A 17,016-nucleotide genomic window follows, 5' to 3' on the forward strand; every position below is an offset into this window, starting at 1 on the left:
GGCTATGCCTGCGCATGGTTGCGATTGACGCTTGAATGATCGGCGTCAGGGGAGCAGCGTACGGGGAGTCAGTACGCCTTTGCTATCCAGGGCTGATGGCGAGGTGCACGACGTCCGGAACGCCCCGGGCAACCGGGATCTCTTCGGTACGCACCTGTTGGAACCCGGCATTCCGCAAGGTTCCCTCGAATTCCGGAGACGGCTGGGCGGACCAGACGGCCAGAACCCCGCCCGGCCTCAACACCCTTGCACAGCTTGCCAGTCCGGCCTCCCGGTAGAGATTTCCGTTGCCGTCCGTGACGGTCCAGTCCGGCCCGTTGTCGATGTCGAGGCACAGAGCGTCGTACGTGTCGGATGTCTCATTGACGTGTGCGACGAGATCGGTCTCGACGATTTCCGTGCGGGGGTCGCTCAGGGCCCGGGCGGAGAGCGCGGCGAGCGGGCCGTCGCGATGCCATTCGACGATCGCGTGCTCGCGTTCCACCACCGTGATCCGCCCCCAGCGCGGGTCCGCCGCGGCGTGCGCGAGGGAGAAGCCGACGCCGAGTCCGCCGATCAGGACGTCGGGGCGCTCCCGGCCGGCCAGGGCGTCCCGTGCCGCGTCGACCAGCCGCCGCTCCGAGCGGCCGTCGGAGGTGTCCATCAGGAAGCAGCCGTTGGCGATGATCTCCAGCCGGTCGCCGTGCCGGCGCAGCACCACCTCGCCGTGCGGCCCCTCGCGACGGTCCAGGACCTCGGGAATGTCGTACGGGATAGGCATGGGGGCATCCTCGCAGGGGAGGGGGTTGCGGCGCCCGGCATTTCCCCGCGGCCCGGGCGGGACGCGGGGCGAGGCTTTCGGGTTGCTGTGAATCGGCTTTCGCGTGGCGCGGATCACAGACAGCGGGGGGTCCGGGGCGAAGGCTGGGACCTGACGGAAGGAGCGCCCGCTGTGGAACGGACCGCGCCGCCCCACGAGACGGCCTCAACGGCACCGCCCGTAGCCGACGTGCCGGCGCTGCTGGACGGAATGCCGCGGCAGCGGGGCCCGTACGACACGGCGGATGCGGGAGTACGGGAGCCCGTCCCGGCGGCCGTGCCCCGGCTGCGGGCGCTCCGCCCCTGGCGGCTGCTGCCCACCCCCACGGGAACGCCGTTCACCTTCGCCTACGCCACCCTCCTCTGCCTCACCTCGCTGATCGCCGCCCACGCCGACCCGGCCCTGGTGCACGCGCTGCTCCAGGGCTCCAGCACGGACGTGGCGCACCTGGTGCGCTCGCCGGAACTGGTCCTGATCGGCAGCGCGCTGTGGGTCGCGGGCGGGGTGACCTCGCCCTTCGCCATCGCCTTCGTGCTGGTGCTGACCGCGCTGGAGCGGCGCATCGGGAGTCTGCGCACGGCCGGTGTCTTCCTGCTCGGGCACGTCCTCGCCACCCTCGCGACCGAGGTGCCCGTGGGGCTCGCGGTGCTGGCCGGGCACCTCCCCGGCAGCTCCCTGCACCGCCTCGACTACGGCGTCAGCTTCGGTGTCGCCGCCGGCATCGGTGCCCTGGCCGGTCTGCTGCCGCTCTGGCTGCGCCTGCCGCTGCTGACCGCCTTCGGCTGGATGCTCCTCCAGGACCTGCTCGCCTTCACCGACCCGATGACGAACTGGGGGCACCTCATCGCCCTGGGCATCGGGATCGCCACCTGGCCGGTGGTCCGGCGCTGGTACGCCACGCGGCTCGGCCCGGCCGGGGGCTGAACGCGGGGCCTCTCAGTCCCGGGCGGCGGCGGGCGGGGCGTACTTGGCGCTGGTGAGCGGGGCCACGACCGTCCAGCCCAGCGCCTCGTAAAGCCCTCGCCCCGCGGGCGTCCCGGCCAGGACGCCCGTCCGCGCGCCCTGCCGGACCGCGACGTCCTGCAGTGTCCGCATGACGAGGCTGCCCATGCCCTTGCGGCGGTGTTCGGGGGCCGTCTCGATCTGGTCGACGACGGCGGTCTCGCCCGTCGGGGTGATCTGGCCGCGCGCCGCCAGGGACCCGTCCGGCGCGGCCACCATCACCCGGGTCACTCCGCCGCGGGACCAACTGCGCAGCCGGTAGCCGTCGGGAGCGGCCGGAGCGCTCCCGGCCGTCAGCGGAATCGTCATCAGGTAGCCCGGCTCGGGGTCGATCCACCAGTTCTCGTCCAGCCAGCGGGAGACCACCGACGGGTCGCGGAAGGCCTTCAGCCACACCCCGTGCCCGGTCACGGCTCCGGCCACCTTGCGGACGGTCGTCTCGTCGAGGCCGTCGCCCGTGGCGCCGAGCACGTGCCGGGTGACGTGCCCGTGCATCCCCATGTCGATCGTCCAGCCCCACGGCTCCGTCGTGGGCGGAGCGGCCCCGCGGGACACGACCCATCCGTTCACCCATGCCTGCACGGTGCCGTCCATGTCATCCCCCTGTAATGAGCGCACTGCCGAGCGGTCTATTACTCACCGGACCTTACGCGTCCTCCCGTCCCCGGCGTCACAGGTGATCGCTGACAGCGAACGGCGGGTGGGGAACAACCGGGCGCCCCCGAGCATTGAGTCGGCATAGCTCAACTTGACTGCCGAAGGGGAGATCATGGCTTCGACGTCCACACCGCTCACCCTGCCCGTGCTGCCGCTCGACGGCGAGGTCGTGCTGCCCGGCATGGTGGTCCCGCTGGACCTGAGCGACTCCGAGGTCCGTGCCGCGGTGGAGGCCGCTCAGGCCGCTGCCCGCACAACACCCGGAAAGCCCCGGGTACTCCTGGTGCCACGCATCGACGGGACCTACGCCAACACCGGTGTCCTCGGCACCGTCGAACAGGTCGGCCGGCTCGCCGACGGCGACCCGGGCGCCCTGATCCGCGGCCGGAGCCGGGTGCGCATCGGCGCGGGGACCACCGGGCCCGGTGCCGCCCTCTGGGTCGAGGGGACCCGCGTCGACGAGACCGTGCCGGAGCCCTTGCCCGGTCATCTCGCCGAACTGGTCAAGGAGTACAAGGCCCTCGCCACCGCCTGGCTGCGCAAGCGCGGCGCCTGGCAGGTCGTCGACCGGGTGCAGGCCATCGACGACGTCTCGGCGCTCGCCGACAACTCCGGCTACTCGCCGTTCCTGACCACCGACCAGAAGGTCGAACTGCTGGAGACCACCGACCCGGTGGCCCGCCTCAAGCTAGCCACCCAGCAGCTGCGCGATCACCTCGCCGAGCAGGACGTGGCCGAGACCATCGCCAAGGACGTCCAGGAGGGCGTCGACAAGCAGCAGCGCGAGTTCCTGCTGCGGCGTCAGCTGGAAGCCGTCCGCAAGGAGCTGCGCGAGCTGAACGGCGAGGCAGGCAAGGACTCCGCCGAGGAGTCCGACGACTACCGCGCCCGCGTGGAGGCCGCCGACCTGCCCGAGAAGGTCCGCGAGGCCGCCCTCAAGGAGGTCGACAAGCTGGAGCGGTCCTCCGACCAGTCGCCCGAGGGCTCCTGGATCCGCACCTGGCTCGACACGGTCCTGGAGATGCCGTGGAACGAGCGCACCGAGGACGCCTACGACATCCGGGGCGCCCAGGCCGTCCTGGACGCCGAGCACTCCGGCCTGGAGGACGTGAAGGAGCGGATCACCGAGTACCTGGCGGTGCGCAAGCGGCGGGACGACCGGGGCCTCGGCGTGGTCGGCGGGCGGCGCGGCGGTGCCGTGCTCGCGCTCGTCGGGCCGCCCGGCGTCGGCAAGACCAGCCTCGGTGAGTCCGTCGCCCACGCCATGGGCCGCAAGTTCGTGCGCGTCGCCCTCGGCGGCGTCCGCGACGAGGCCGAGATCCGCGGCCACCGGCGCACCTACGTCGGCGCGCTGCCGGGCCGGGTCGTGCGGGCCATCAAGGAGGCCGGGTCGATGAACCCGGTCGTGCTCCTCGACGAGATCGACAAGGTCGGCTCGGACTTCCGGGGCGACCCCGCCGCCGCCCTGCTGGAGGTCCTGGACCCGGCGCAGAACCACACCTTCCGGGACCACTACCTGGAGGTCGAGCTGGACCTGTCGGACGTGGTGTTCCTCGCGACGGCCAACGTGCTGGAGGCGATCCCGGAGGCGCTGGCCGACCGGATGGAGATCGTCCGCCTGGACGGCTACACCGAGGACGAGAAGGTCGTCATCGCCCGCGACCACCTGCTCCCGCGCCAGCTGGAGCGGGCCGGGCTCGACAAGGACGAGGTGACCATCGACGAGGGCGCCCTGCGCAAGCTCGCCGGCGAGTACACACGCGAGGCGGGCGTGCGCACCCTGGAGCGGTCCGTCGCACGGTTGCTGCGCAAGGTCGCCGCCCAGCACGAACTGGGTGAGCGGAAGCTGCCCTTCACCGTCCGGGACGAGGACCTGCGCGACCTGATCGGCCGGCCGCACCACGTGCCCGAGTCCGCCCAGGACCCGGCCGAGCGGCGGACGTCCGTGCCGGGCGTGGCGACCGGGCTCGCGGTGACCGGAGCGGGGGGTGACGTGCTGTTCGTCGAGGCGTCGCTGGCCGACCCGGAGACCGGCGCGGCCGGGCTGACCCTGACCGGTCAGCTGGGCGACGTGATGAAGGAGTCCGCCCAGATCGCGCTGAGCTTCCTGCGCTCCCACGGCGCCGAGCTCGAACTGCCGGTGGCGGACCTGAAGGACCGGGGCGTGCACATCCACTTCCCGGCGGGCGCGGTCCCCAAGGACGGCCCGAGCGCGGGCATCACCATGACGACGGCCCTCGCGTCCCTGCTGTCCGGCCGCCTGGTCCGCACGGACGTGGCGATGACCGGCGAGGTCTCGCTCACCGGGCGGGTGCTGCCGATCGGCGGTGTCAAGCAGAAGCTGCTCGCCGCGCACCGGGCCGGTGTCACCACGGTGATCATCCCCAAGCGCAACGAACCCGACCTGGACGACGTCCCGGCGGAGGTGCTGGACAAGCTCGACGTCCACGCGGTCACCGATGTCCGCCAGGTCCTGGAGCTGGCGCTCGCGCCCGCCACCGCGGGTGTGACGCCGGAGGTTCCGGTGGCCGCGTGACGGAGGTCATCGGATGAGAGAAGGCCCGGGTCCCCATGAGGGAGGCCCGGGCCTTCACCGTGTGGTGAGCCTGTGTACGCGTACGCCGTTGACCTGCGGAATACTTGCCGGACTGCGGCGAGGGCGGCAGGTGGCGGAAAATTCCAGTACCGGACTCTCAGGGGCCGGGCGACGACCGAGGCAGGGGCTGACGTGCACGAGGAAGGCAACGACGGACACCGCGACGCCGGTGTGGCCGCGAGCGGTGTGGATCAGCCCGCCTTCCTGGCCCTGGAACGCGAGCTGACCGTGTTGCTGCGGCGCGCCCGGGCCAGCCAGGGCGAGATGGCCCGTGAGGTCCACCCCGACCTGGAGTCGTCCGCGTACGGCCTGCTGGTCCGGCTGGACGAGTGCGGGAAGCAGCGGGCCACCGAACTCGCCGCCTACATCGGGGTCGGCAAGGCGACGATGTCCCGCCAGCTGCGCGCCCTGGAGGAGCTCGGGCTGGTCGCACGCGAGCCCGACCCCGCCGACGGACGCGCCTGGCTCGTCGCCCTCACCCAGGAGGGCCACGACCGCGTCCGCCGGGTCCGGGAGGCCCGCCGCGCCCGGTACGCCGGCCGCCTGGCCGACTGGGACTCCCGCGAGGTCACGGAACTGGCCCGGCTGCTGAACCAGCTCAACCGGGGCATGGAGAAGTAGGCCGGGCCGGCGTCCCGGACACCCCCTAGAACTCGACGTATACGACCGTCGCGTCGTCGTGCCGCTTGCTCCGGCCCAGGAACGTCGCGGCGGTGTCCGACCGCTCCAGCGTCCGGACCCGGTCCACCAGGGCCTGCGGGCCCTCCTTGCGGACCAGGTGGAAGCAGTCCGTCCAGTCGCCCTCCTCGAACCGTTCCACCCAGCGGGAGGCGCCGTCCGTCAGCGCGGCCAGGGCGCGCACCCGGTCGCGGGGCACCGTTCCGGTCACCGCCCGGGCCGCCACCGAGGGGTCGGCCGCCGCCGTGAAGAAGCCGCCCTCCAGATTGCGGAGCGTGGAGTCCACCAGCGCGTCCGTCGCCAGCGCCGAGCGGGGGAGCAGGGCCAGCCGGTCGTCGAGGACGGGCGTCACCTCGCCCTCGGGGGACTCCAGGAGGAGGGCGGAGTCGGACAGGACCAGATACTCCACGGTGTCCGGATTCCAGCGGGTCACGACCACCGTGGCCTGAGGGGTCCGAGGGTGAGAAAGGTCACAGGTTGCGGCGTGCGCCTCGGAGGTACGCGCGATGGCACGGGACAGGGCGTCGACGAGGGGAACATCCGGGAGTGAAACGGTCAGTTCGGTCAGTGCGCCGCCGAGGCGGGCCGTGAACCAGGGGACGGAATGCAGACAGCCCGTCCCGGTCCTCGGGGGCGTGACCCCGTCCAGGACGACCACTGAACCGCCCTGCCCCGAGGCCGGTAGTCCGACACCGGCGAAGTCCTCGTTGGGGCGGTCGGCGTCTCCCGGCTCCGAGGCGAGTTCAGTACGCATCCAGCCAGTCTGCACGACCCCTTCACAGTGTCCGCAAAAGGCTGCCAACGGTTGCCGTACCGGCGCAGTCGCGCAGGTCAGGCGCCGGGTTTGGGCTGGAATGGTTTGTTCCGGGAAGGCGTGGTGGCGAATACTGCCACCGGCCGTCGCCGTCGTCCAACCGGCGTGCCGCGCAAGGTCGCTGCATGAGCCTGCGGAACTTGCCCCTCAACTCCGGTCCGGGGTTCACTCCTTCGGGTGGCGGGTCAGGTGATGCGCGTGCGCTGCCCACCGGCGCTGGGAGGGTCGGGAAGTGTACCGGGAGTACGCACCAGTTGACGGAGCGTCATCCGGGCCCAAGGGTTCACGAGTCAGGAATGCGAGCACCGGTGCAGAAGACGCGGCCTCGTCGCACAGGCAAGCAGACGGCCCCCGTTCAGGGCGCTGAGCCGACGCCCCCCACCGGCAAGGGACGCCCCACCCATGTACGCAACCGGCTGATCGTCGCCGTGGCCGTGGTCGCCGCGGCCATCGCCGGCGCCGGCGCCCCCTCCGTCCTCGCCGCCTCCGGGCAACTCCACGACACCCAGGAGCTGGTGACGCTCGCGGAGCAGACGCAGGACGCCCTCGGCCTCGCGCACTCCCTCGCCGACGAGCGGGACGACGTCACCTCCTACATCGCCGCCGGGCGACCCAAGTCCAAGGCGCCCTCCGAGCAGCACAGCGCCCGGGTGGACCGGCAGGTCGAGGAGCTGCGCTCCGACACCGACACGCCCGCCTCGCTGCGCTCCGACCTCGACGGCATAGCGGCCGTGCGCAGGGCGGCCCTCACCGGCAAGAGCAGCGCACTCGAAGCGCACCAGGCGTACTCCGCCGCCATCACCGAACTCCACCGGCTCGCCGAGCGACTGGCGCAGCAGACCCCTCCGCGCGCCGGCTCCGGCTCGTACGCGCTGGCCGAGCTGGACTCCGCCGTCCAGCAGGCCGCCTCGGCCCGCGGGCTGCTGCTCGCCGCGCTGAGCGTGCCGCGCAGCACGGAGACGGTCATCGACCCCGTCACCGGCCTGCCGACCGAGACCAGTGCCTCCTCGGACGCCGACACCCGGCAGCGCGACGCCCTGAGCGCCGCCGCCCAGCAGGCCCGGCTGCGTTCCGACGCGGCCCTGGCCGACTTCCGCGGCACCGCGCCCAAGCCGGCCCGCGTCTCCTTCGACTCCACGGTCACCGGTACCGAGGTCAACTCCGCCGACAAGTATCTCGCCACCCTGACCGACCAGCCGACGCTCTCCCGTACCGACCTCGCCACCAGCACCAAGAGGCTGGATGCGGCGCTGTCCGCCCGCGTCGACCTGATGCGCGGCGTGGAGTCGGCCCTCTACGACCGGCGCACCAAGGACCTCGAGGCGCTGCGCGACGACGACGTCACCGCGCTGGAGATCCGCGTCGCCGTCCTCGGCGCCCTCATGCTGCTCGCCGTCGGCGTCGCCACCGGCATGGCCCGCAGCCTCACCCGGCCGCTCGCGGTCCTGCGCCTGGGGTCCAAGCGCCTCGCCGAGGCCGAGGACCCGGCGGCCGAGGAGCCGGTGAAGTTCACCGGTCGCAACGACGAGTTCGCCCAGGCCGTCCGCTCCGTCAACGCCCTGCACGCGCACGCCGCCGCCCTCACCGAGCGGATCACCACGCTGGAGTCCGACCGCAAGCACCTGGTCGGCCAGCGCCAGAAGATGGCCGACGCGCGCGAGGAACTGCGCGGTGAACTCGCCGAGTCCGCCGCCCAGCTGGAGCGGCTGCGCACGGCCATCGGCGGTACGTTCGTCAACCTCGCGCTGCGCACCCTCGGGCTGGTCGAGCGGCAACTGGCCGTCATCGAGAACCTGGAGGAGCGCGAGCAGGACCCGGACCGGCTCGCCACGCTCTTCAAGCTCGACCACTTCGCCACGGTCATGCGCCGGCACAGCGAGAACCTGCTGGTCCTCGCCGGTACCGAGCACGTCCAGCACGCCGCCGGGCCGGTGCCGCTGGTGGACGTCGTCCGCGCCGCGGTGAGCGAGATCGAGCGGTACGAGCGGGTCCGGATCGCCGCGCTGCCGCCGCACGCGCACATCGCCGGGTTCGCCGCGGACGACCTCTCCCACCTGCTGGCCGAACTCATGGAGAACGCCACCTCGTTCTCCCCGCCCGACCTGCCCGTCGAGATCTCCGGCTGGCTGCTGGAGAACGGCGAGGTCATGCTCTCCGTCCAGGACGAGGGCATCGGCATGGCCGAGGACCGGCTGGAGCGCCTCAACTCCCGCCTCACCGACTTCGACCCCGAGGCGCCCTACGACCAGGAGGGCGAGGACGGTCTCGGCCTCGGCCTGTACGTCGTGGCCCGGCTCGCCCACCGCCACGGCGTGCGCGTCCAGTTGCGCGAGCAGAAGCAGGGCGGTGTCGCGGCCGTCGTCGTCCTGCCCCGCACGCTCCTCGCCGCCGCCCCGGCCGTGGCCGTCCCGACCTCCGGCCCTCTCGCCGGCACGGCCCACGCCTACTCCTTCCCGGGCGCCGACGCCGAGGCCAACTCCAACGTCCTGCCCGGCCGCGCGGCCGGCGACGACCCGTTGGTGGCCCTGGCGGAGAAGGCGGTACGCCAGGACGAAGCCGGGGGAACCACCGCGACGCCCGACGCGGAACCGGCCGCGACGACGGGGGCGGCAGCCCCCGCGACACCCGCCGAACCCTCGACGCACGACGACTCGGCCGCACTCGCGGGCCCGGCGGCGCCTACCGAGTCGGGGACGTCCGTCGAGCACTCCGCGCACGACGGTCTGGCCGCGCCCGCCGAGCCGGGGACTTCCGCGCATGGGGCGGCGCCCGCCGAGCCGGGGACTTCCGCGCATGGGGCGGCGCCCGCCGAGCCGGGGACTTCCGTCGGACAGCCCGAGCAGGCTGAGCGGTCGGCTTCCGCCGAGCAGCCGATGCACGCCGACGCTGCGGCGCCCATTGGGGCGGCGGTAGACACCGGCCTGGCCGTGCCCACCGAGTCGGCGGCCTCCGTCGGACAGCCCGCGCACGCTGAGCGGTCGGCTTCCGCCGAGCAGCCGATGCACGCCGACCCTGCGACCCCCACTGGGACGGCGGCGGCAGACCCGGCGGCACATGCCGACTCGGCGACGCCCGCCGCATCGGACGTACACGCCGACTTGGCGACGCCCGCTGACCCGGCCGCGCCCGCTGACCCGGGCGCACACGCCGACCCGGCGGCGCCCGCCGAACCGTCCGCGCCCACCGCACCCCCCGCACACGCCACCCCCGCCGCCCCGCCGGTACCCGCCGCACAGGACGATGCCGCGGCACCCATGGAATCCCCCGCGGAGACCACGATGGAGCTGCTGATTCCCGTGCAGCCGGGGGAGTCGGACCCGGTCGGGCAGGAAGCCGTGGCCGGTGACGGTGAGGCGGCCATATCGCACGGCCCGTCCGTGCCCGACGCGGGGAGCGTCGGGCACGAGGGCGGCAGCCCGGAGCACGAACGCGCGCCCGACGAGGAGGAGGACCGCGTCACCGACAAGGGCCTCCCCAAGCGCACCCCGAAGATCACCGCACAGACCACCGCCCCGCGCCAGCGCAGCGGCTCCGTCGACGCCGACGCCCTGCGCCGCCGACTCGGCGGGTTCCGCCAGGGCGCCCAGGCCGGCCACCGCGACGTGGAGGCGGAGATCGCCGAGAGGACGGCCTCGCACCAGCGGCCGGCCACCGGCGCTGCAGGACCAGCTGGATCCGGAGAATCCACGGGGGGCACAGTCGAGGAGGCAAGCAGTTGACCGCGCCCAGTACCTTCGGACTGATCGGACTGAGCAGTGAGGCCCGCAACCTGCACTGGCTGCTGACCAACCTCGTCGAGGAGGTACCCGGCATCCTCTCCGTCGCGGTTGTCTCCTCCGACGGACTGCTCCTGCTCTCCTCCGACGACCACCGCAACAAGGAGGCCAGGGAGGCCCTGCAGGCCCGCGGAACCAAGCGGACCGGCCCACGCGGCTCCGCCGCAGACCTGGCCACCATCGTCTCCGGCATCGGCAGCCTCACCATCGGCGCCGCCCGGCTGATGGACTTCGGCGGGGTCCGGCACACGATGGTCGCGATGGACGAGGGCAGCCTGTTCGTGATGTCGATCAGCGACGGCTCGCTGCTCGGCGTCCACGGCTCCGCGGAGTGCGACATGAGCGTCGTGGCGTACCACATGGCCCTGTTCGTCGGCCGTGCCGGCCACGTGCTGACGCCCGAACTCCGCAGCGAACTCCGTAAATCCCTGGAGGATTCCCAGACGGCGGGGAGTGACCGATGAGCAGCAAGCCGAAGCAGCACCTGCCCGTCCGCGGCGGCGACCGCAAACCCGCCCGGGTCCGCCCCTACTCGCTCACCGGCGGCCGCACCCGCTTCGGCCACGTTCTCCTCGTGGAGACGTTCGTGGCGAGCACGGCCGCGCTCGACGCCCCCGAGGAGCGCAAGGAACTGACGAACGGCCACCTCTCCACCCGCGTGATGCCGGAGCTGCGGGCCATCGTCGAACTGTGCCGCCGGATGCGTACGGTGGCCGAGATCGCCGCGCTGCTGAAGATGCCGCTCGGCGTGGTCCGCGTGCTCCTCAGCGACCTCGCGGACCAGGGAAAGATCCGTGTGTACGGAACGGGCACCGGCCACGGCACGGGCCGCCCGGACCGGGCTCTGCTGGAAAGGGTGCTGAGTGGACTCCGTCGTCTCTGACGCCGCTCACGGCGTTGCTGGTTCCTCCCCGTTCGTCCGGCCGGACGACAGCATGCACGCCTGGGAGACGGACCGCACCCGGGCCCCCATAGCCACGAAGATCGTGGTGGCGGGCGGCTTCGGCGTGGGCAAGACCACGCTGGTCACCTCCGTCTCGGAGATCACGCCCCTGCAGACCGAGGCGCTGATGACCGAGGCGAGCGAGGCCACCGACGACCTCACCGCCACCCCGGGCAAGACCACCACCACCGTCGCCATGGACTTCGGGCGCATCACGCTCGACGACGACCTGGTGCTCTACCTGTTCGGCACGCCGGGCCAGCAGCGGTTCTGGTTCATGTGGGACGACATCGTGCGCGGCGCGATCGGCGCAGTCGTCCTGGCCGACACCCGCCGCCTGAAGGACTGCTTCCCGGTCCTGGACTACTTCGAGAGTTCCGGACTGCCGTACGTGGTCGCCGTCAACCACTTCGACGGCAGCGAGCTGTTCGAGCCGGAGGATGTGCGGGAGGCCCTGACCATCCCGCGACACATACCTGTCATGATCATGGACGCGCGTCGCCGGATCTCCGTGATCGAGACCCTCCTGGCCCTCGTGGGCCACGCGCTCGACGAAACCCCCGAGTAGAGGACAGCCCGCATGCGGAAGATACTCGTCGTCGGAGCCGGTCAGTCCGGGCTCCAGATCGCCCTCGGCCTCCAGTCACAGGGGTACGAGGTCACCCTGATGTCCAACCGGACGGCGGACGAGATCCGCACCGGCCGGGTCATGTCGACGCAGTGCATGTTCCACACGGCCCTGCAGCACGAGCGCGATCTCCAGCTGAACTTCTGGGAGTCCCAGGCCCCGAAGATCGAAGGGCTCGGCGTCTCGGTCGCCGCCCCCGGCTCCTGGGCCGAAGGCCCCTCCGCCCGCGCCATCGACTGGCTGGGCAGGCTCGACGGCTACGCGCAGTCCGTCGACCAGCGCGTGAAGATGGCCGGCTGGATGGAGACGTTCGCCCAGCGCGGCGGGCAGCTCGTCATCCACGGCGCGGCCGTCGGCGACCTCGACTACTTCTCCCGCACCTACGACCTGGTGCTCGTCGCGGCCGGCAAGGGCGAACTGGTCCAGATGTTCGGCCGCGACGCCGAGCGCTCCCCGTACAGCGAGCCGCAGCGCGCGCTGGCCGTGGCGTACGTCCACGGCCTCGGCCCGCGCCCCGAGCACCCGGACACCGAAGCGGTCCGCTGCAACCTCGTGCCGGGTGTCGGCGAGCTGTTCGTCATGCCGACCCTGACCACCTCCGGCCGCGCCGACATCCTGTTCTGGGAGGGCATACCCGGTGGCCCGCTCGACGCCTTCAACGGCGTCAAGGACCCCGCGGAGCACCTCTCCCTGACCCTGGAACTCATGGAGCGGTACGTCCCCTGGGAGTACGCGCGGGCCACCAAGGTCGAACTGACCGACGCCGGCGGCACGCTGGCCGGCCGCTACGCCCCCACCGTCCGCAACCCGGTCGGCCGCCTCCCCGGCGGCGGACTCGTGCTGGGCGTGGCGGACGTCGTCGTCGCGAACGACCCGATCACCGGACAGGGCTCCAACTCGGCGTCCAAGTGCGCCGCCGCCTACCTCGCCTCGATCACCGAGCACGGCGACAAGCCGTTCGACGAGGAGTGGATGCGAGCCACCTTCGACCGCTACTGGAACACCGCCCAGCACGTCACCAAGTGGACCAACGCGATGCTCGCGCCGCCGCCGGAGCACATCCTGAACCTCATCGGCGCCGCCGGTGAGCTCCAGCCGGTCGCCGACCGCTTCGCCAACGGCTTCAACGACCCGGCCGACTTCGAGAACTTCTTCTACGACCCGGCCAGGACGCAGGCCTACCTGGCCGAGGTGTCCGGCGCGGGCGCCGCGTAACCCTCGTAGCCCTCGTCCGACCCGTCCATGGCCCCCTCGGGGAGCTCCGGCGGCTCGTACCGCCGCAGGGGCTTCCCGTCCGGGTCCGGACGTACGGCGCCCAGGACGGGGTTGGCCGCGATCGGTGAGACCTTCACCTTCGCGCCCGGGCGGGGCGCCTGCACCACCAGGCCGTCCCCGAGGTACAGCGCCACGTGCGTGGCCTTCTCGAAGTACACGACCAGGTCGCCGGGGCGCAGCTCGTCCAGCCGGATCCGCTCCAGCCGCTTCCACTGCTCCGGGCTGGTCCGGGGGATGGGCACCCCGGCCTCGGCCCAGGCCCGTGAGGTCAGCCCCGAGCAGTCGTACGTCCTCGGGCCCTCCGCGCCCCACTCGTACGGCTTGCCGAGCTGCCGCACGGCGTAGCGCACGGCCCGGCGGCCCTCGGCCGACGGGGCACGGACCCTCCTGCTCCCCTCGCTCCCCCTGCTTCTCTCGCTCCCGCGATTCTTGCCGGCCCCGCCGTCGTCGTCCGCCTCGTCGGCCATGTCGTCGTCGCCGTTGCGTTCGCTGCCGAGCGCGCCGGACGCCATGAACTCCTTCTGCGCCTTCGCGATGCCCTTCTGCTCGAACTCGGCGAGGTCGGTGAGCTGGTCGCGGCTGAGGGAGGCGAGCAGTTTCTCGACGTCGTGCAGGCGGGCGCGAACCTCGTCCCGCTCCTTCTTGCGCCGCTCGGTGAGGGCCAGCTGCCGGTCGAGGGCCGTGCGGGCCGTGCGGGCCAGCCCGTCGGCCTTGCGTTCGTCGCCGGTCAGCCGGCCGATGGTGCGGGCCCGCTCCCGGGCGAGGCGGCCGATCACATGGCCCTGCTCGATCGCGTGCTGCGGGTCGCGGGCCAGGAGCAGGCGTACGTACGGGGAGATGTCGGTGCTGCTCTGGTACTGCTGCCGGGCCAGCCGGCCGGCCGCGCCCCGGCTGTCGTGCAGGGAGAGCCGGGCGCGCGCGAGGGCGTGGTCCAGACGGTCGGTCTCCGCGCGCTGCTTCTTCAGCTTCTCCTCGGTGGCGTTGTGGGCCTCGGTGGCCTCCTCGGCCTTCTTGTACAGCTCCTGAAGCTCTGTCAGGAGGTCGGCGACATGGCGCTGTTCCGTGTCAGGCTCGGGAGCGGCCGTGGCCGGGACGGGCGCCAGGACGGTTCCGGCCGCCGTCGCCGCGATGCAGACCAGACGCAGAAGCTTTCCTGACATGCCATCACCTCCGATGCGGGGGCGGCGTGCTGCCGCCGGACATCGTGAGGATCAGGCGTGTGCGGGCGGTGCGCGCGGTGGGTGTGCGCGGTTCGGCGCAACGGGGTCACCCGTCGGCGTCGTCCGGCTTGCCGCCCGGCGTGGCGTCTGGCTTCGACCAGGGCCAGTTGAGCCGGCGGGGCGGGACGCCCTCCGGGGCGTACTCGTACTTCCAGCGGTTGGACAGGCCGACCCGGCCCGGGCCCCGGGGGACACGGCGGTAGACGAGCACGGTCTCCGGGCCGCCGTCGGGGTCCGGGACGGGGATGCGGTACGTCTTGGGCGGGTGGCCGGTGATGCCGAGGAGGACGGGCAGGACCCTGCCGTCCATCGGGCCGCCCTCGAAGGGGGTGTCTTCGCTCTTCACGGGATCAGTGTCAGACATCCTCGGCGAGCGCCCGGACCAGGGCATCGGTCTGCGGGTCGCGGCGGGCGGTGACGGTCAGCATCGCCACGAACTGCTCGACGAGCCAGTCGCGGAGCTCCTCGGCCGGCGGCTGCTTGTCCTCGTCGAGCCAGATGAGCGACGACGCCTCCACCGCGGTGATCCACATGCGGATGGTCATGCGCAGGCTGGGCCCGGGTCCGGTGACGCCCAGGTGACTGAGGATGTGCTCGGCGGCGACGCGGCGGACGCCGTCGACGATGGCGGTGGTGCGGGAGGTCTCCACGACGCTGCCGCCCTGGAGGAGGGCGCTGAAGCCGGTGTCGTGCTCGTCGACGAAGGTGAGGTAGCGGTCGAGGGCGCGGGACAGGCGGGGGAGGAGGGGGCCTTCGCGGGGCTCGTCGAAACAGTGCTGGAGCTCGTCGGCGGCGGAGCGCAGGGCGGCCTCGTAGAGCTGCTGCTTGCCGCCCGGGAAGTACCGGTACACCAGGGGCCGCGAGACCCCGGCCGCCTCCGCCACGTCGTCCAGCGACACCTCCTCCGGGGCGCGGTGGGCGAAGAGGGCCAGCGCGGAGGTCAGCAGCTGACTGCGGCGTTCCTCGACGCTGAGTCGCCGGTAGGCGGGGGTGGGGGCGGCTGGTGTCATGCCTCGCAGGGTAATCGGGGTGCCGGGGTGCGCGCCCCTACGCCAGCAGCCCCGACGACTTCCACAACCGCCGTCCGACCCCCCGCAGCACCCCGATGTCGTCCAGGAAGTCGGTCAGCTTCCTGGAGCCGTTCTGCATGACCTCCCGGCGGTGGCCGCTCGCGCGGGCCTGGGCGAGGGCCTCCCGCTTGTCCAGGCCCACGTTCGTGTAGACGTCGGGGTTCACGAACGCCACCGAGAAGACGCGGGCGAACTCGCCGGAGGTGATGCGGGTGAACTCCTGGGACCACTTGGGCGCGGTCACCATCTGGCGGCGGAGTTCCTCACGGGCGTAGCGGACGTGGCGGGCCTCCTCCACGACGTGGATACGGGTGACGCCGCGGACCAGGGTCTGGACGCGCTCGTCGGGGAACGTCAGCCGCTGCATCCAGTCCAGGACCTCCTCGCCGAGCAGGGTCGCCGTGAAGGAACCGGGGGTGGTGGAGATGGTCTTGAACAGGCGGCCCAGCTGCTGGTGCGCGCGGCTGACCGGGTACCAGGGCGTGTCCCCCTGGGCGATCAGCCGGGCGAACATCCTGGAGTGCCGGCACTCGTCCTCGATCTCGGTGAGCGCGTAGCGGACGTGGGCGCTCGTGGCCGCCTTGTCGTAGATGTGCCGCACCAGCAGCTGCATGAGGATGATCTCGAACCAGATGCCGAGCGAGGCCAGGGCCGCCGCCTCGTGCTGGGAGAGCAGGATCCGCTGCTCCTCGCCCATCCGTTTCCACAGCGGGGTGTCGTAGAGGGACACCAGCTCCGGCGGCCAGAACCACTTGCCCTCCTCGAAGGGCGCGTCCCAGTCCAGCTCCTTGTCCGGGTCGAAGGAGTGCTTGGCGGAGGAGTCGAGCAGCCGCTGGGCCACCTGCTCCCGGTCCTTCAGCAGGCCGAGGGCGTCGCGCAGGCCGTCGAGCGCATCGGCTTCCGTCAGGGTCGTCATGGCTGCCCACCTCGTTGTGCACACGTCACTGATGCACTTATGAGACTGCTTGTCAGCAAGCCAGTCAATCCCCTGCGCGCCACTTGTTGACCCGGTGTCTACCTCGCGTGCGCCCGCGCACTCGTCAGAGCGCGCAGCCCAGCCCCTCCGGCACCTCGCCGATCAGCGGCTTTGCCCCCTGGGGCGGGAACTGCGTCCGCAGCGTGAAGGCGTACGGCGTCGGGCCGTGGGTGCGGATGTGCAGGAGGCGGGATTCCGCCTCGGCCACGGTCGGGCGGTGGCCGGCCGGCACCCACCACAGGGTGACCATGGCCTCCTCCACCCGCTCGAACCACTCGCGGCGGCGGGCGAGCATCTCCCGGTGCCTGCCCTGGTACATGTAGGCCGTCAGCGAGTTGGTGTCGCGCCACACCGACATGTTGAGGATCAGCCAGGAGTCGCCGAAGACGGGCACGTCCGTGGCGTTGCCGCTGTCGCTCTGCAGGCGCCACACGAAACCGTCGGCCGCGTCGGCGTCGGCGTTCACCGGGTCCAGGGCGTCGACGAAGTCCTTCAACTGCGGTGAGTCCAGCGGGGCCTTCAGACGGGCGATGTTGACCTCGGCGAGTTCATAAGGGGCAGTGGGCTCAGTCATGGACCGAA

Annotated in this window: 16 protein-coding genes; 8 read left to right on the forward strand and 8 right to left on the reverse strand. The window is 72.2% G+C overall.

Annotated features, from left to right (window positions below; genetic code table 11):
• Nucleotides 1–82: 82 nt before the first annotated feature.
• Nucleotides 83–760, reverse strand: coding sequence for a spermine/spermidine synthase domain-containing protein (locus tag RFN52_RS27235; RefSeq protein ID WP_184849901.1), 678 nt, complete (start codon nt 758–760; stop codon nt 83–85).
• Between the two features lie 171 nt (nt 761–931).
• Here RFN52_RS27235 and RFN52_RS27240 point away from each other — a divergent pair, with 171 nt between their 5' ends.
• Nucleotides 932–1,723, forward strand: coding sequence for a rhomboid-like protein (locus RFN52_RS27240; RefSeq protein ID WP_184849903.1), 792 nt, complete (start codon nt 932–934; stop codon nt 1,721–1,723).
• Nucleotides 1,724–1,735: 12 nt separating this feature from the next.
• Here RFN52_RS27240 and RFN52_RS27245 read toward each other — a convergent pair whose 3' ends face one another.
• Nucleotides 1,736–2,395: a GNAT family N-acetyltransferase gene (locus RFN52_RS27245; RefSeq protein ID WP_184849905.1), complete on the reverse strand. Its 660-nt coding sequence runs from the start codon at nt 2,393–2,395 to the stop codon at nt 1,736–1,738.
• 175 nt (nt 2,396–2,570) lie between these two features.
• Here RFN52_RS27245 and lon point away from each other — a divergent pair, with 175 nt between their 5' ends.
• Nucleotides 2,571–4,994: an endopeptidase La gene (gene lon, locus RFN52_RS27250; protein WP_184849907.1), complete on the forward strand. Its 2,424-nt coding sequence runs from the start codon at nt 2,571–2,573 to the stop codon at nt 4,992–4,994.
• Between the two features lie 192 nt (nt 4,995–5,186).
• A complete protein-coding gene (locus RFN52_RS27255) occupies nt 5,187–5,675 on the forward strand; it encodes a MarR family winged helix-turn-helix transcriptional regulator (RefSeq protein WP_062929039.1) in 489 nt (162 codons plus the stop codon).
• A 25-nt stretch (nt 5,676–5,700) separates the two neighbouring features.
• On the opposite strand, the gene RFN52_RS27260 is transcribed toward RFN52_RS27255, so the two are convergent.
• Complete coding sequence (locus RFN52_RS27260; protein ID WP_184849909.1) at nt 5,701–6,486, reverse strand: protein phosphatase 2C domain-containing protein; 786 nt, start codon at nt 6,484–6,486, stop codon at nt 5,701–5,703.
• A 368-nt stretch (nt 6,487–6,854) separates the two neighbouring features.
• Here RFN52_RS27260 and RFN52_RS27265 point away from each other — a divergent pair, with 368 nt between their 5' ends.
• From RFN52_RS27265 to RFN52_RS27285, 5 genes are read left to right on the forward strand one after another with little or no spacing between them, the layout of a single operon-like run.
• Entirely contained in the window at nt 6,855–10,265 is a 3,411-nt protein-coding gene (locus RFN52_RS27265) for a sensor histidine kinase (RefSeq protein WP_184849911.1), read from the forward strand.
• Nucleotides 10,262–10,786 (forward strand): roadblock/LC7 domain-containing protein, encoded by a 525-nt coding sequence (locus RFN52_RS27270; RefSeq protein WP_184849913.1) that lies wholly within the window; start codon nt 10,262–10,264, stop codon nt 10,784–10,786. Before RFN52_RS27265 ends, RFN52_RS27270 begins: the two co-directional genes overlap by 4 nt.
• The gene (locus RFN52_RS27275; protein ID WP_184560124.1) at nt 10,783–11,205 is read left to right on the forward strand and encodes a DUF742 domain-containing protein; all 423 of its coding nucleotides are present in this window, start codon (nt 10,783–10,785) and stop codon (nt 11,203–11,205) included. Before RFN52_RS27270 ends, RFN52_RS27275 begins: the two co-directional genes overlap by 4 nt.
• On the forward strand, nt 11,186–11,833 hold the full coding sequence (locus RFN52_RS27280; protein ID WP_184849915.1) for a GTP-binding protein: 648 nt from the start codon (nt 11,186–11,188) through the stop codon (nt 11,831–11,833). The genes RFN52_RS27275 and RFN52_RS27280 overlap by 20 nt, the downstream gene beginning before the upstream one ends.
• A gap of 12 nt (nt 11,834–11,845) precedes the next feature.
• A complete protein-coding gene (locus RFN52_RS27285) occupies nt 11,846–13,108 on the forward strand; it encodes a styrene monooxygenase/indole monooxygenase family protein (protein ID WP_184849917.1) in 1,263 nt (420 codons plus the stop codon).
• Here the strand turns inward: RFN52_RS27285 and RFN52_RS27290 are convergent.
• The 5 genes from RFN52_RS27290 to RFN52_RS27310 form a co-directional block, all read right to left on the reverse strand.
• The gene (locus tag RFN52_RS27290) at nt 13,072–14,328 is read right to left on the reverse strand and encodes a C40 family peptidase (RefSeq protein ID WP_184849919.1); all 1,257 of its coding nucleotides are present in this window, start codon (nt 14,326–14,328) and stop codon (nt 13,072–13,074) included. The two genes, RFN52_RS27285 and RFN52_RS27290, sit on opposite strands and share 37 nt — an antisense overlap.
• Before the next feature lie 106 nt (nt 14,329–14,434).
• Nucleotides 14,435–14,734, reverse strand: a complete 300-nt coding sequence (locus RFN52_RS27295; protein WP_184849921.1) for a DUF8847 domain-containing protein — start codon at nt 14,732–14,734, stop codon at nt 14,435–14,437.
• 10 nt (nt 14,735–14,744) lie between these two features.
• Nucleotides 14,745–15,398, reverse strand: a complete 654-nt coding sequence (locus RFN52_RS27300; RefSeq protein ID WP_184849923.1) for a TetR/AcrR family transcriptional regulator — start codon at nt 15,396–15,398, stop codon at nt 14,745–14,747.
• 37 nt (nt 15,399–15,435) lie between these two features.
• Nucleotides 15,436–16,374 (reverse strand): AurF N-oxygenase family protein, encoded by a 939-nt coding sequence (locus tag RFN52_RS27305; RefSeq protein WP_184849925.1) that lies wholly within the window; start codon nt 16,372–16,374, stop codon nt 15,436–15,438.
• 124 nt (nt 16,375–16,498) lie between these two features.
• Entirely contained in the window at nt 16,499–17,008 is a 510-nt protein-coding gene (locus RFN52_RS27310; RefSeq protein ID WP_184849927.1) for a DUF3291 domain-containing protein, read from the reverse strand.
• Nucleotides 17,009–17,016: the final 8 nt, after the last annotated feature.

Source organism: Streptomyces collinus (assembly GCF_031348265.1).
GTDB lineage: Bacteria > Actinomycetota > Actinomycetes > Streptomycetales > Streptomycetaceae > Streptomyces > Streptomyces collinus.

What these genes read in the sequence shown, in the direction of transcription:
- RFN52_RS27260 (WP_184849909.1), bottom strand. Translation starts at nt 6,486, where the DNA reads ATGCGTACTGAACTCGCCTCGGAGCCGGGAGACGCCGACCGCCCCAAC.
- RFN52_RS27290 (WP_184849919.1), bottom strand. Translation starts at nt 14,328, where the DNA reads ATGTCAGGAAAGCTTCTGCGTCTGGTCTGCATCGCGGCGACGGCGGCC.
- RFN52_RS27300 (WP_184849923.1), bottom strand. Translation starts at nt 15,398, where the DNA reads ATGACACCAGCCGCCCCCACCCCCGCCTACCGGCGACTCAGCGTCGAG.
- RFN52_RS27245 (WP_184849905.1), bottom strand. Translation starts at nt 2,395, where the DNA reads ATGGACGGCACCGTGCAGGCATGGGTGAACGGATGGGTCGTGTCCCGC.
- RFN52_RS27310 (WP_184849927.1), bottom strand. Translation starts at nt 17,008, where the DNA reads ATGACTGAGCCCACTGCCCCTTATGAACTCGCCGAGGTCAACATCGCC.
- RFN52_RS27275 (WP_184560124.1), top strand. Translation starts at nt 10,783, where the DNA reads ATGAGCAGCAAGCCGAAGCAGCACCTGCCCGTCCGCGGCGGCGACCGC.
- RFN52_RS27285 (WP_184849917.1), top strand. Translation starts at nt 11,846, where the DNA reads ATGCGGAAGATACTCGTCGTCGGAGCCGGTCAGTCCGGGCTCCAGATC.
- lon (WP_184849907.1), top strand. Translation starts at nt 2,571, where the DNA reads ATGGCTTCGACGTCCACACCGCTCACCCTGCCCGTGCTGCCGCTCGAC.
- RFN52_RS27305 (WP_184849925.1), bottom strand. Translation starts at nt 16,374, where the DNA reads ATGACGACCCTGACGGAAGCCGATGCGCTCGACGGCCTGCGCGACGCC.
- RFN52_RS27235 (WP_184849901.1), bottom strand. Translation starts at nt 760, where the DNA reads ATGCCTATCCCGTACGACATTCCCGAGGTCCTGGACCGTCGCGAGGGG.